This is a genomic window from Kosakonia oryzendophytica (assembly GCF_900094925.1).
Lineage (GTDB): Bacteria > Pseudomonadota > Gammaproteobacteria > Enterobacterales > Enterobacteriaceae > Kosakonia > Kosakonia oryzendophytica.
Genome location: NZ_FMAY01000004.1, coordinates 153,634 through 168,127 on the forward strand (window position 1 = coordinate 153,634; position 14,494 = coordinate 168,127).

Consider the following 14,494-nt stretch of genomic DNA (forward strand, 5'->3'; position numbering starts at 1 on the left):
CCTTGCGTGCTCACATCGTTAACGGCGCCTGCGGCGCTTTTGTTCTGGTTTCTTCACTATAACGTCCGGCATCGCCGGTTGTGAAATAGGAAACACCGGCAGCGCATCGAGAAGGCGTTTACCATAGCTTTTGGTCAGCAGGCGCTTGTCGTAAATCACCACTTCGCCATGGCAGCCGTGGCTTCGAATCAGTCGCCCCACCTGCTGGATCAAATTGAATGACGCACTGGGCAGGCTCTGGACTTCAAACGGATAGCGATTCAGGCTTTTCAACCATTCGCCTTCGGTGATCACCACCGGGCTGTCAATGGGCGGAAAGGCAATTTTATGAATGTGCACCTGCGTCAGGTAATCCCCTTTTAAATCCAGCCCCTCGGCAAAAGATTGCAAACCGACCAGCACGCTGTGTTCACCGCCATCAATGCGTTTACGGTGCAGTTCCACCAGTCGATAACGTGGCTGATCCCCTTGCACCAGTAACAACAAACGCAGATCGGTCACGTAACTCAAAAAGAGCTGCATCGCCCGCTGACTGGCGAACAGCACCAGCATCCCCGGATGCGCTTTACTTTCCACCTGCTGGCGAAACCAGGTCGCCATCTCCGCAATATGCTGCTCTTCATTTTCAATCAGCGGCTCATAACGCATCTGCGGAATGACGATTTTGCCCTGCTCAACATGGTTAAACGGCGAATCCAGCGTGACAAAACGGTCTCCCGCCTTCTCTTTCAGGCCGCTCATCTCCTGCAAACGATTAAAGCTGTTCAGCGAACGCAGGGTAGCGGAGGTCACCACAATATGCGGAATGCTGCGCCACAGCAGCTTTTCCAACTGATCGCTCACGCGAATGCCAACGCAATGAAACAGCATATGCAGTTGCCCGTCGCGCACTTCCCGCGTGGCCCACTTCGACACCGGCGCGCCGGAAGCTTGCGTCATGGAGGCCAGCCGCCATAGCTTACTTTGACTTTCAAACATGCCCAGCGCGCGGTTCATTTGCAGGATCACGCGATGCAGACGGACGATATCGTGGCTACCGGTCTTCTCGCTTAAATCATTCAGAAACAGCTCCGCCAGGCCGCGCAGCATCTCGGTCAGCTTCGCCAGCCGCTGGCAGATAGCCATCACCTCATCCGGCAGTTCGCCCATCGCAAAACGGTGTTCGGCTTCCTGACCCGCAGGAAGATAGAGATTGAGTATGTTGTTTAACGACGCGATCAGTTCATACAGCTCTTCACAGTGGGCATTCAGCCGTTCCGGGATCGCCAGCGGCGGCATGGTTTTTGGTCGGAACTGCTCCAGACAGGTTGCCACCAGTTTGCAGAACAGATCGAGCTGGAGGCGGTACCAGGAGGCAGTAATCTCTGCGCTCATCTCCAGGGCGTCCCGCGCGACATCCGGCAAATGGTGGCCTTCATCCAGAACCAGCAGCAGATTTTTCGGCTCCGGCAGTACTGCTTCGCTCTCCATTGCCGCCATCACCAGCGCATGGTTCGCCACCACCACTTCCGCTTCCTGAATTTCACGACGCGCGACAAAAAACGGGCACTCGCGGTAGTAGTGGCAGTTGCGGTTAAGGCAACTGGCTTTATCGGTGCTGAGACGCCGCCATAACTCATCACTTATGGCTTTGTCGGTATGATCGCGCAGGCCGTCCCATTTATAACTGTCGAGATCCACTTTCAGCGCCGCGCAGAGCTTCTGCTCTTCCTGATTCCCCGGCGTTAGCTCATCATCCAGAAACGCCAGCAGATCCTGCTGGTTCGGCTCAGAGCTGGCCAGCGCGGTGAGATTGCGCGGGCACACGTAGCGACCGCGCCCGAAAGCGGCGGTAAAGCGCAGGTCGGGGATAATTTTGCGCAGCAGCGGCAGATCTTTGCTGAAGATTTGATCCTGCAAGGCAACGTTAGCGGTGCTGACGACCAGCGTTTTTTGCTCTTCGCGGGCAATGGCAATGCCGGGAATCAAATAAGAGAGGGTCTTCCCGACGCCGGTTGGCGCTTCAATCGCCAGATGCCGCCCTTCATCACCCGCCAGCGTTTTCGCCACATCGGCAATCATCTGCCGCTGCGGGGCGCGGGGAATAAAGTCCGGAATCTGTTGTTGCAACGCCTTATACCAGGCGGCAATCTGCGCTTTTAACGCGGCGGTAAGGGCCATTCGACAACCTGAAATACTGTATAAACAGCCACTATTGTGGCATTTTTAGCGCCCTGGGGGTAACGGTTTTTGCAATGCCGGAAGCGGTCGCCTGGAAATATCCCTCCGGTTGCAAATACAGGATATTTTTCGCAGCGCCGATCACAATTTGGCACATCTGGCCATCTATGCCCTGAGCGACGCGTTGATCATTTATTCGGGCGATGCTAGTTTTTACCTGCATTACGCTTGTTACCGAATATCGGGCAAAACCTAAATGCAGACTATGAGGACAAATCCGTCCGCGGCTGTATTTACGTTTTGCCCGTTTTTGTTTGCAGGAGTTGGCGATGCTGGTCAAACAAATATTAAATAATAACGTTGTCAGCGCCATTGATGAGCGTGGGCTTGAGGTTATTCTTACCGGCCGCGGTCTTGGGTTTAATACCCACACCGGTGCCAGCGTGGATACCCAGGCCATCGAAAAAATATTCCGGCTGCAGGATTCGCAGATCTCTGCCCGCTTCAAAGATTTGATCAGCGAAGTGCCGGTAGAAATACTGCAACTGACCGACGATATCGTCGCCCTGGCGCGCACAACGCTGCCGCATAAATTAAGTGAAGGCCTGTACGTTACTCTGGCCGATCATCTTCATTTCGCCCTGCAACGCAGCCAGAACAGCGAAGTGCTGCCCAATCCACTGGAGTGGGAAGTGCGCCATTTCTATACCGCAGAATATGGCATCGCCCGCCAGGCTCTGGGCATGGTAGTGGCGCGCACCGGTACATTATTACCCGATAGCGAAGCCTGTAGCATCGCCCTGCATATTGTGAACGCCGGACTGAACGACACGATGGGTAAAACCACGCAGATTACGCGCCTTATTTACCAGTTGCAGAATATCGTTAAATACTTTTTCAGTCTGCCGCTCGATGAGCACAGTCTGAATTATCAACGCTTTATTACCCATTTAAAGTTTTTCGCCCAGCGGGTGATTGATGGAGTGGTGTTAAATAATGACGACGAGGAATTATTTGCCATGGTGCAGCGTCGTTATCAGACAACCCTGAAGTGCGTTGACGCCATTAATGAGTTTGTCGGTAAAAATTATCACCACACCATGAGCAACTCGGAAAAGCTCTACCTGACCGTGCATATCGAAAACGTCGTGCAACGGGTTGAGTCGTAAAAAATATTCTTTCCAGGCTTGTTACTGTTAAATCAGGCAAACCCCAGAAGAGCAACGCGCCGGTTTATCACCGGTAATTGTTATGACACCTGCAATGCAGGCGTCAGTCTGGAGGAATGACCATGAACTATCAGGATACCGCGCAGCAGATCATTACCCGGATCGGCGGCAAGGATAATATTCTGTCGCTGTTTCACTGCATCACCCGTCTGCGTTTTTTACTGAAAGATCACGACAAAGCTGACCGTGCGGCGCTGGAAGCGCTGGAAGGCGTGATAGGCGTGAATATTTCAGGCGACCAGTATCAACTGATTATCGGCAACGACGTTGCCCCCTTGTGCGAAGCGCTGCTGGCAAAACTGCCAGGAGTCTCATCCGGCGGCGCGGTGCAGCATGGCAAACGCCGAAATCCGATTTCCGTCGTGCTGGAGGGACTATCCAGCATCTTTTCGCCCATCATTCCGGCCATTGCCGGGGCCGGTATTCTCAAAGGGGTGCTGGCGCTGCTGGTCGCCATGCACTGGCTGGAGACCAGTAATCAAACGTACCAGATCCTGTTGGCGATCAGCGACGGCGTTTTCTACTTTATGCCGCTGGCGCTGGCATTCAGCGCCGCCAATAAATTCGGTACCAACCCGTACGTTGCCGTCGCGCTGGCCGCCGCCCTCTTCCACCCTGCACTTCAAACGTTGTTTAAATCCGGCGCGCCAGTGCATTTTATGAGCCTGCCGGTACCCACGGTCAATTATGCCTCTACGGTAATCCCGATTTTACTGGCGGTCTGGCTCCTTAGTCGGGTGGAAAAGTGGATTGACCGCATCATGCCCGGCGCGTTGAAAACGATGTTTGTCCCGCTGCTGAGCCTGGTGATTGTCACCCCCATCACGCTTATCGCCATTGGTCCGCTGGGTATTTTTGCCGGTAACGCGCTGTCTGGCGGCATTATCTGGCTGGTGGAAAATATGGGTATCGTCGCAGGTGTGGTGGTGGGCGGCACGCTGTCGATGATCATTATCACCGGCATGCACTATGTGCTGGTGCCCATCATGATCAACAACATCAGTCAGATGGGTTTCGATCCGTTCAAGATCCTCTTTTATGTTGCCAACCTCGGCCAGGCTGGTGCGGCTTTTGGCGTATTCCTGCGCGCCAAAGACCGGAAACTGAAGTCGCTGGCGCTGACCACCAGCTTCAGCGCCGCAATGGGCATTACCGAACCGGCGATGTACGGCATCAATATTCGTTATAAACGCCCCTTTGCCGCCGCCTTGATTGGCGGTGCCTGCGGCGGCGGTTTCGCCATGGCAATGGGGGTGAAAACGTATGCCTTTGCGCTCAGCGGTCTGCCCGGTCTTCCGGCTCTGGTTGGCCCCACTTTTCTGTGGGCGTTGGTCAGTATCGCCATCTCGTTTACCTGCGCCGCCGTGGTCACGGTGATCCTCGGATTTGAAGAGACGGTGGTTGCCGGCATCAGCCCGATGCCGGTGGCACGCAGCGAAGAGAAGCTGTTTGCCCCTGTCAGTGGTGAACTGAAAGCGTTGAGCACACTCAGCGACCCGGTCTTCGCCGATGAAATTTTTGGCAAAGGCCTGGCGATTTACCCCACCAGTGGCGAGTTACGTTCGCCCGTTAACGGCAAGGTGGCGTCGCTGTTTGAAACCCACCATGCGCTGGCGCTGCAAAGCGATACCGGTGCAGAAATCCTGATCCATATCGGTATCGACACCGTCAAGCTGGGCGGACGCCACTTTACCAGCCACATCACTGCCGGGCAGATAGTCGAGGTGGGCGATTTACTGGTGAGCTTTGACCTTGCGGCGCTGAAAGCCGAAGGCATCGACCCCAGCGTGATTGTTGTGGTCACCAACAGTGAACAGTACGGCGATATCAGCCCGGTAAAAGCAAAGGGCGATGTCGCCAGCCGGGACGCATTTCTCACACTGACCGCGACAGCGGCGTAAGGAGCAGACGTATGGCATTTTCGAAAGCATTTCCGGACGGTTTTTTATGGGGCGGCGCCACGGCCGCTAACCAGCTGGAAGGCGCATGGAACGTGGGAGGAAAAGGGCTATCGGTCTCTGATGTTTACACCTTCGATAGCAATATGCCCCGCGAACGCTGGCTCGATCAGTGGCTGGGCATGACCCACGCGCAGGTACGTGAAGCGCAGGATCCGGACAGCAAAAAATACTACCCCAAACGCAAAGGCAACGACTTTTATCACCACTTTAAAGAGGATATCGCCCTGTTCGCCGGAATGGGTTTTAAGTGCTTTCGCATGTCGATTGCCTGGACGCGCATCTTCCCGCGCGGCGATGAAACCATGCCGAACGAAGCTGGACTGAAATTCTACGACGAGGTGTTCGATACACTACTGGCGCACGGTATTCAACCGATTGTCTCGCTGTCGCATTACGAGATGCCGCTGGTGCTGGTCACCGACTACGGCGGCTGGCCGAATCGCCAGTTGGTCGATTTCTACGTGCGTTTCGCCACCACGGTCTTCACCCGCTACCGCAAAAAAGTGAAGTACTGGATGACCTTCAACGAGATCAACTGCGTGAAACATCACCCGTATGTCAGCGTTGGGGTGATCGAAGAGGACAATCCGCATCTCGAACAGGATAAATACCAGGGCGCGCACCATCAGTTTGTCGCCAGCGCACTGGCCACCAAAGCCTGCCATACCATTATTCCCGGCTCGCAGGTCGGCTGCATGATCAGCTACCAGATGCTCTATCCGCACACCTGCCATCCGGATGATTTGCAGGCCTGTGAAGAGATGCAGCGCGTGTCGCTGTTCTTTAGCGATGTGCAAGCGCGCGGCTACTACCCGGCCTATACCGATCGCATGCTGGCGGAGAAAGGCGTTACGCTGCAAAAAGTGGTCGGCGATGATGAGATCCTGCGCCAGCACCCGGTCGATTTCGTCTCCTTTAGCTACTACATGTCGAGCACCGTTAGTGCGCACCCGGAAAAACTGGAAATAGCGGAAGGCAATATGGTGACTGGCGGCATCCGCAACCCATACCTCCCCACCAGCCAGTGGGGATGGCAGATTGACCCGAAAGGGTTGCGTCTTGCCTTAAACCAGCTCTATGACCGCTACCAGAAACCGCTGTTTATTGCCGAAAACGGGCTGGGCGCAGTGGATACAGTTAACCCGGATGGCTCGATTGATGACGATTACCGTATCGATTACCTGCGCCAGCACGTGGAGCAGATGCGGGAAGCCATCGGCGATGGCGTTGATCTGTTTGGCTATACCTGGTGGGGGCCGATTGATGTGGTCAGCGCCGGCACGGCGCAAATCTCCAAACGCTATGGGTTTATCTATGTGGACCAGGATGATATGGGCAACGGCACCCAGGCCCGCTCGCTGAAGAAAAGTTATCACTGGTATAAAAAACTGATCGCCTCCAACGGCGAAGATTTGACGAATTAAGGAGCGGAAATGGCTGTTTTCCCGAAAGGTTTCTTATGGGGCGGTGCGATTGCCGCCAACCAGGCCGAAGGCGCATGGAACGAGGATGGCAAAGGGCCATCGATTGCCGACGTGGTGCGCGGCGGTATCGCTTCCGGCAAACATGATGCGGTGATTGACCCGAATCTCTATTACGCCAGCCACGAAGCGATTGATTTCTACCATCGCTACAAAGAAGACATCGCGCTGTTCGCAGAGATGGGGTTCAAATGCTTTCGTACCTCGATTGCCTGGTCGCGCATTTTTCCGCGCGGTGATGAAACCACGCCCAACGAAGCCGGGCTGGCTTTTTATGACGTTCTGTTTGATGAGTTGCTGAAGTATGGCATCGAGCCGGTTATTACGCTTTCCCACTACGAAACGCCACTGGCGCTGTATCAGGAGTACGGCGGCTGGAAGAACCGTCAGTTGATTGATTTCTTTGCCCGCTACTGCGAAACGGTCTTCCGCCGCTATAAAGGCAAGGTCAAATACTGGATGACCTTCAATGAGCTGAACAACATGAACCGCATGCCCTTTGCCACCGGCGCGGTAGATGCTGACGCCAGCGCACAAACTATCTGGCAGGCTAACCATCACCAGTTTGTCGCCAATGCGCTGGCGAACAAGCTGTGTCATGAGATTATCCCGGGGGCGAAAATTGGCTGCATGTTGTCATTGAGCACTGTCTACCCGGCCACCTGTAACCCGGAAGACATCTTCTCCACGATGCAGTTGCGCCGTCGTTCACTGTTTTTCTCTGATGTGATGATGTTCGGTCAATACCCGGCTTTTGCCCCGCGACTGTTCCGCGAACTGGGGGTGGCGCTGGAGATTGCCGAGGGGGATCGGCAACTGTTGGCGGATTACCCTTCCGATTACCTTGGCTTTAGTTACTACCGCAGCGTACTGCATCAGACTGGCGGGCAGTTCCGCATTGATACCGGCGGAACGGCCGGGCTGGATAATCCCTGGCTGGAAAAAACAGAATGGGGCTGGCCTATCGATCCGCAGGGCTTCCGTATTGTTTGTAACGAACTGGCGGATCGCTACCGTAAGCCACTGTTTATTGTGGAGAACGGCTACGGCGGCGTTGATGAACCCGATGCTGACGGGCAAATTAACGATCTGGCGCGTATTGATTATGGCCGCCGCCATATTCAGGCGATGGCGGAAGCCATTGAAGATGGCTGCGATATCATGGGCTATACGTGGTGGGGGCCCATCGACATTGTGAGCGCCGGTACCGGTGAAATGAAAAAACGTTACGGCTTTATCTATGTGGATAAAGACAACGACGGCAATGGCACCCTGAAGCGCAGTAAGAAGAAGAGTTTTGAATGGTATCAACAGGTTATCGCCAGTAACGGAGGGATTCTGTAGAGGGCGAAAACGAATTTGCAAGCCCGATAAGACAAAGACGCCACCCGGCAAATGAATGCCGGATGGCGTTTATCTGATCGGCAGAATCAGACGATTACTGCGCGGCAGACGGTTTGCGCGGACGACGACGGGATGCATTACCTGCTGGTTTAGCGGCTCCGCCGTCAAGGCGACGTCCACCTGCTGGCTTGGTCGCACCACCATCAGGACGACGTCCACCTGCCCCACCTTCGCTACGGCGCCCACCTTCCGGCTTAGCGGCCCCGCCTTCACTACGGCGCGGTGTGCGCGGTTTTTGCGCTTCGCCATCGGTGCGACGCGGTGCTGACTGACCACGACCGCCCTGCCCGCGACCACCACCCTGACGACCACCGCCCTGGCCGCGACCATTTTGAATGGGTTCGGCTTTGATTGACGGATCCGGATCGTAGCCCGCTAATGCAATGCGTGGGATCTCTTTCTTCAGCAGACGCTCAATATCGCGCAGCAGTTTATGCTCATCAACGCACACCAGCGACAACGCTTCACCGGTTGCAGCCGCACGGCCGGTACGGCCAATACGGTGCACGTAATCTTCCGGCACGTTGGGCAGCTCATAGTTCACCACGTGCGGCAGCTCTTCAATATCCAGACCACGGGCGGCAATATCGGTCGCCACCAGCACGCGAATATCGCCGGATTTGAAATCCGCCAGCGCACGGGTACGCGCGCCCTGACTTTTATTGCCATGGATAGCGGCGCTGGTAATGCCGTCTTTGTTCAGTTGTTCAGCCAGATGGTTGGCGCCATGCTTGGTGCGAGTGAAGACCAACACCTGCTGCCAGTTACCCTCGCCGATCATCTGTGACAGCAGTTCACGCTTGCGTTTTTTATCAACGAAATGAACATGCTGCGTCACCTGTTCAGACGCGGTGTTGCGGCGCGCCACTTCAATTTCCAGCGGGTTGCGCAGCAGTTTTTCCGCCAACTGTTTAATCTCATCCGAGAAGGTCGCGGAAAAGAGCAGATTCTGGCGTTTAGCCGGCAGCTTCGCCAGTACGCGGCGAATATCGTGGATAAAGCCCATATCCAGCATGCGATCGGCTTCGTCCAGCACCAGAATTTCCACACTATCGAGTTTCAGTGCATTCTGGTGTTCCAGATCCAACAGACGCCCGGGTGTCGCTACCAGCACATCTACGCCGCCGCGCAACTTCATCATCTGCGGGTTAATGCTGACCCCGCCAAACACCACCATAGAGCGGATATTCAGGTATTTGCTGTACTCACGAACGTTTTCACCCACCTGTGCCGCCAGTTCACGGGTCGGCGTCAGGATCAGCGCACGCACCGGACGACGGCCTTTCGCGTGCGGCTCGTTCTGGATCAAACGCTGCAACAACGGCAGGGTAAAACCGGCGGTTTTGCCGGTACCCGTCTGGGCACTGGCCATCAGGTCGCGGCCTTGCAACACAGCCGGGATCGCCTGCTGCTGAATAGGGGTTGGCTGAAGGTAACCCTGCTCTGCGACCGCGCGCAGAATATCCGGATTCAGGCCAAGGGCATCAAATGACATAACAACTCCGCACCGCCCCGACCTGTCACAGGTGTAGTTTTCGAGGAGATAATAATTTGATTGATGACAAAAACCACAATGCCATGAAGGGGCGGAGTGTATCAGCTTTTGTGATCGCACGCATAAAATATCCCACAAAGAAAGCGCAGCGGGAGATTCGTTCAGCCCAGGCTGGACAAGCACAAAAACTCCCCCTAAAGTTAATCAATCGATTGATTAATTATTATTGCGCCCATGAATACGACACCGACAACCAGCAAAGGTGAACAAGCCAAAAGCCAGCTTATTGCCGCCGCACTCGCGCAATTTGGTGAATACGGCTTACACGCCACCACCCGGGATATCGCCGCGCAGGCAGGGCAAAATATTGCCGCCATTACCTACTACTTTGGTTCCAAAGACGATCTCTACCTCGCCTGCGCACAGTGGATAGCCGACTTTATTCATGAAAACTTCCGCCCTCACGCACAGGCGGCGGAAGCGTTGTTCGCCCACCCCGATCCAGATAAAGAGGCCATCCGCGAACTGATCCACCGGGCATGTAAAAGTATGATCACCCTGCTGACGCATGACGAAACGCTCAACCTGAGTAAATTTATCTCCCGTGAGCAGCTCTCTCCCACCCGCGCCTATCAACTGGTGCATGACCAGGTAATTGCACCGTTACACAGCCACCTGACCCGCCTGCTTGCGGCTTATACCGGCCTCGACGCAGGCGATACGCAAACCATTATTCATACCCACGCGCTACTGGGGGAAATTCTCGCGTTTCGTCTCGGGCGGGAAACCTTTTTGTTGCGCGCCGGATGGACACAATTCGATGCCGAGAAATCGTCGCTGATTTTTCAGGTCATCACCTGCCATATCGATTTGATTTTGCAAGGATTAACGCACAGGAGTCCCGAGTGATGAAAAAGCCCGTCGTGGTGATAGTAGTTGCGATTATAGTGCTTGCCGTGCTGGGCGGCGGCTGGATGTGGTATCAAAGCAAACAGGAAAACAGCCTGACGCTGTATGGCAATGTTGATATCCGCACGGTCAATCTGAGCTTTCGCGTAGGCGGTCGACTGGCCTCGCTGGCGGTGGATGAAGGGGACACCATTAAACGCGGCCAGTTGCTGGGTGAACTAGACAAAGCGCCGTATGAAAATGCCCTCTTGCAAGCGCAGGCCAATGTCTCCACCGCGCAGGCGAAATACTCGCTGGCGACGGCGGGCTACCGCGATGAAGAGATAGCCCAGGCTGTTGCCGCCGTGAATCAGGCACGTGCAGCGTATGATTACGCGCAGAACTACTACCAGCGCCAGTTGGGGTTGATAAAAAGTCATGCGATTCCGGCCAATGACCTGGAAAATGCACGATCCTCACGGGATCAGGCACAGGCCACGCTGAAATCCGCGCAGGATAAACTGAGCCAGTATCGCGCCGGGAACCGCCCGCAAGAAATTGCTCAGGCCAAAGCCGGTCTCGAACAGGCAGAAGCCGCACTGGCGCAGGCACAACTGGATTTGCAGGACACTGCGCTTATCGCCCCGGCGAACGGCACGCTGCTGACCCGCGCGGTGGAACCCGGCAGTATGCTCAGCGCGGGCGGAACAGTGCTGACGCTCTCCTTAACCCGCCCGGTATGGATACGCGCCTATGTGGATGAGCGTAATTTGCAACAAGCGCAGCCCGGTCAGGAGGTGACGCTGTACACTGACGGTCGCCCAAACAAGCCCTATCACGGCAAAATCGGGTTTGTCTCCCCGACCGCCGAATTTACGCCCAAAACCGTTGAAACCCCGGATTTACGTACCGACCTGGTCTATCGCCTGCGCATTATCGTCACCGATGCCGACGACACGCTGCGCCAGGGCATGCCAGTCACTATCCATTTTAACGAGGCGCGTCATGAGTGAGGCGACCATCCATCTGCACGGGCTGGTAAAACGCTTTCCCGGCATGGATAAACCCGCCGTGGCGCAACTCAACTGCACCATTAACGCCGGTTACGTCACCGGGCTGGTCGGGCCGGATGGTGCCGGGAAAACCACGCTGATGCGCATGCTTGCAGGCTTAATGAAAGCGGATGAAGGCAACGCGCAGGTGATGGGACTGGACCCGATACGCAACGACAGTGAACTGCACGCCATGCTGGGCTATATGCCGCAAAAATTTGGCCTGTATGAAGATTTGACGGTGATGGAGAACCTCAATCTGTACGCTGATTTGCGCAGCGTCACCGGCGAAAAACGGCAGCAGACATTTTCACGGTTGTTGGCATTTACCGCCCTCGCTCCGTTTACTGACAGGCTGGCCGGGAAGCTCTCCGGCGGTATGAAACAGAAGCTCGGGCTGGCCTGTACGCTGGTCGGTGAACCGAAAGTGCTGTTGCTGGATGAACCTGGCGTCGGCGTCGATCCGATCTCCCGTCGCGAATTGTGGCGAATGGTGCATGAACTGGCCGGTGATGGGATGTTGATTCTCTGGAGCACCTCCTATCTTGATGAGGCCGAACAGTGCCGCGAAGTGCTGCTGATGAACGAAGGGGAATTGCTCTACCAGGGCGAACCGAAAGCGTTGACGCAGACCATGGCCGGGCGCAGTTTTCTGGTTTCCAGCCCGCAGGAGAATAACCGCCGGTTGCTACGTCGACTGCTGAAGCAGCCCCAGGTCAGCGATGGGATGATCCAGGGGCGCTCGGTGCGCATGATCCTGAAAAAACAGGCGCAGGCGCAGCAGATCCAGGCCGCTGAAAATATGCCCCCTTTAGACATCGCGCCGACCGCGCCGCGCTTTGAAGATGCGTTTATCGATCTGCTTGGCGGCGCGGGAACCGCAGAATCACCACTCGGATCAATTCTGCATACGGTAGAAGGTCATGCGCAGGAAACGGTGATCGAAGCCAAATCCCTGACCAAAAAATTTGGTGACTTTGCCGCCACCGACCATGTGAACTTTGCTGTAAAACGCGGGGAAATCTTTGGTCTGCTTGGCCCTAACGGTGCCGGAAAATCCACCACCTTTAAAATGATGTGCGGCCTGCTGGTGCCAACGGACGGCCAGGCGCTGGTACTGAATATGGATCTGAAAGTCAGCTCCGGTAAAGCACGCCAGCACCTGGGCTATATGGCGCAGAAATTCTCCCTCTACGGCAACCTGACGGTGGAACAAAATCTGCGCTTTTTCTCTGGCGTTTATGGCCTGCGCGGGCGGGCGCAGAATGAGAAGATCACCCGCATGAGCGAGGCATTTGGTTTAAAAAGCATTGCCGACCATGCCACAGATGAATTGCCGCTCGGTTTTAAACAGCGCCTGGCGCTGGCCTGCTCCTTAATGCATGAGCCGGATATTTTGTTTCTCGACGAACCGACATCCGGGGTCGACCCGCTGACGCGCCGTGAGTTCTGGCTGCATATCAACAGCATGGTGGAAAAAGGGGTGACGGTGATGGTCACCACCCACTTTATGGATGAGGCGGAATATTGCGATCGCATTGGGCTGGTGTATCGCGGAAAGCTGATCGCCAGCGGTACGCCGGACGCGCTAAAGGCGCAAACGGCCGACGCCGACACGCCCGATCCCACCATGGAACAGGCGTTTATCACGCTGATCCATAACTGGGATAAGGAGCATCATAATGAGCCTTAACGCGTTATCCTGGCGGCGCGTACGCGCGCTGTGCGTGAAAGAGACACGACAAATTGTGCGCGATCCCAGCAGTTGGCTGATAGCGGTCGTGATCCCGTTGTTGTTGCTGTTTATTTTTGGCTACGGCATCAACCTGGACTCCAGCAAGCTGCGCGTCGGCGTGCTGCTGGAGCAGCACAGCGAAGAGGCGCTGGATTTCACCCATACGCTGACCGGCTCGCCGTTTATTGATGCCACCATCAGCGATAACCGCCAGCAACTGATCCAGATGATGCAGGCCGGGCGTATTCGCGGCCTGGTGGTGGTACCGGTCAATTTTGACGCACAGATGGCGCGCCCCGGCGATACCGCGCCGATTCAGGTGATCACCGACGGCAGCGAACCGAACACCGCTAACTTTGTGCAGGGTTATCTTCAGGGGATCTGGCAACTCTGGCAGCAGCAACGGGCGGACGATCGTGGCGAAACCTTCGACTCGTTGATCGACATTCAGACGCGCTACTGGTTTAACCCGGCAGCCATCAGCCAGCATTTTATTATCCCGGGGGCCGTCACCATTATCATGACGGTGATAGGCGCGATCCTGACATCGCTGGTGGTGGCGCGCGAATGGGAGCGTGGCACCATGGAGGCATTGCTGTCGACGGAAGTGACGCGGGCGGAACTGCTGCTGTGCAAACTGATCCCCTACTACTTTCTCGGCATGCTGGCGATGCTGCTGTGCATGCTGGTGTCGGTCTTTATTCTCGGCGTGCCTTATCGCGGTTCGTTAGTGGTGCTGTTTTTTATCACCAGCCTGTTTCTGCTCAGTACGCTGGGGATGGGCCTGCTGATCTCGACCGTTACCCGTAATCAGTTTAACGCGGCGCAGGTGGCGCTGAATGCGGCATTTTTACCGTCGATTATGCTGTCCGGTTTTATTTTTCAGATCGACAGTATGCCGGCGGTGATCCGCGCGGTGACCTATATCATTCCGGCGCGCTATTTCGTCAGCACTCTGCAAAGTCTCTTTCTGGCGGGCAATATCCCGGTGGTGCTGATGGTGAATGTGCTGTTTTTGGTGGCCTCGGCAACGATGTTTATCGGCCTGACATGGCTGAAAACGAAACGCAGACTGGATTAAGGAAAAGC

11 protein-coding genes are annotated in these 14,494 nt (G+C 55.5%); 9 read left to right on the forward strand and 2 right to left on the reverse strand.

The window, feature by feature from the left end; genetic code table 11:
* Window positions 1–18: 18 nt before the first annotated feature.
* The gene (gene dinG, locus GA0061071_RS08855) at window positions 19–2,160 is read right to left on the reverse strand and encodes an ATP-dependent DNA helicase DinG (RefSeq protein WP_088237134.1); all 2,142 of its coding nucleotides are present in this window, start codon (window positions 2,158–2,160) and stop codon (window positions 19–21) included.
* Between the two features lie 329 nt (window positions 2,161–2,489).
* On the opposite strand from dinG, the gene licT reads away from it, so the two are divergent.
* The 4 genes from licT to GA0061071_RS08875 all read left to right on the forward strand — a co-directional run bounded on the left by licT (window position 2,490) and on the right by GA0061071_RS08875 (window position 8,175).
* On the forward strand, window positions 2,490–3,329 hold the full coding sequence (gene licT / locus GA0061071_RS08860; protein WP_088237133.1) for a BglG family transcription antiterminator LicT: 840 nt from the start codon (window positions 2,490–2,492) through the stop codon (window positions 3,327–3,329).
* 122 nt (window positions 3,330–3,451) lie between these two features.
* Window positions 3,452–5,290 (forward strand): beta-glucoside-specific PTS transporter subunit IIABC, encoded by a 1,839-nt coding sequence (locus GA0061071_RS08865; RefSeq protein WP_088237132.1) that lies wholly within the window; start codon window positions 3,452–3,454, stop codon window positions 5,288–5,290.
* Window positions 5,291–5,301: 11 nt separating this feature from the next.
* Window positions 5,302–6,774, forward strand: a complete 1,473-nt coding sequence (locus tag GA0061071_RS08870; protein ID WP_088237131.1) for a glycoside hydrolase family 1 protein — start codon at window positions 5,302–5,304, stop codon at window positions 6,772–6,774.
* A gap of 9 nt (window positions 6,775–6,783) precedes the next feature.
* Complete coding sequence (locus GA0061071_RS08875; RefSeq protein ID WP_088237130.1) at window positions 6,784–8,175, forward strand: glycoside hydrolase family 1 protein; 1,392 nt, start codon at window positions 6,784–6,786, stop codon at window positions 8,173–8,175.
* A gap of 94 nt (window positions 8,176–8,269) precedes the next feature.
* Here the strand turns inward: GA0061071_RS08875 and rhlE are convergent, their stop codons facing one another.
* A complete protein-coding gene (gene rhlE / locus GA0061071_RS08880; protein WP_088237129.1) occupies window positions 8,270–9,730 on the reverse strand; it encodes an ATP-dependent RNA helicase RhlE in 1,461 nt (486 codons plus the stop codon).
* Window positions 9,731–9,786: 56 nt separating this feature from the next.
* Here rhlE and GA0061071_RS23275 point away from each other — a divergent pair, with 56 nt between their 5' ends.
* The 5 genes from GA0061071_RS23275 to GA0061071_RS08900 are packed head-to-tail and all read left to right on the forward strand — an operon-like array spanning window position 9,787 to window position 14,486.
* On the forward strand, window positions 9,787–9,996 hold the full coding sequence (locus tag GA0061071_RS23275; RefSeq protein ID WP_139109649.1) for a hypothetical protein: 210 nt from the start codon (window positions 9,787–9,789) through the stop codon (window positions 9,994–9,996).
* A complete protein-coding gene (gene cecR / locus GA0061071_RS08885) occupies window positions 9,965–10,639 on the forward strand; it encodes a transcriptional regulator CecR (RefSeq protein WP_088237128.1) in 675 nt (224 codons plus the stop codon). The genes GA0061071_RS23275 and cecR overlap by 32 nt, the downstream gene beginning before the upstream one ends.
* Window positions 10,639–11,631, forward strand: a complete 993-nt coding sequence (gene hlyD, locus GA0061071_RS08890; RefSeq protein WP_061494548.1) for a secretion protein HlyD — start codon at window positions 10,639–10,641, stop codon at window positions 11,629–11,631. Before cecR ends, hlyD begins: the two co-directional genes overlap by 1 nt.
* A complete protein-coding gene (locus tag GA0061071_RS08895; RefSeq protein WP_061494547.1) occupies window positions 11,624–13,363 on the forward strand; it encodes an ATP-binding cassette domain-containing protein in 1,740 nt (579 codons plus the stop codon). The genes hlyD and GA0061071_RS08895 overlap by 8 nt, the downstream gene beginning before the upstream one ends.
* Window positions 13,353–14,486, forward strand: a complete 1,134-nt coding sequence (locus tag GA0061071_RS08900) for an ABC transporter permease (RefSeq protein ID WP_061494546.1) — start codon at window positions 13,353–13,355, stop codon at window positions 14,484–14,486. The genes GA0061071_RS08895 and GA0061071_RS08900 overlap by 11 nt, the downstream gene beginning before the upstream one ends.
* Window positions 14,487–14,494: the final 8 nt, after the last annotated feature.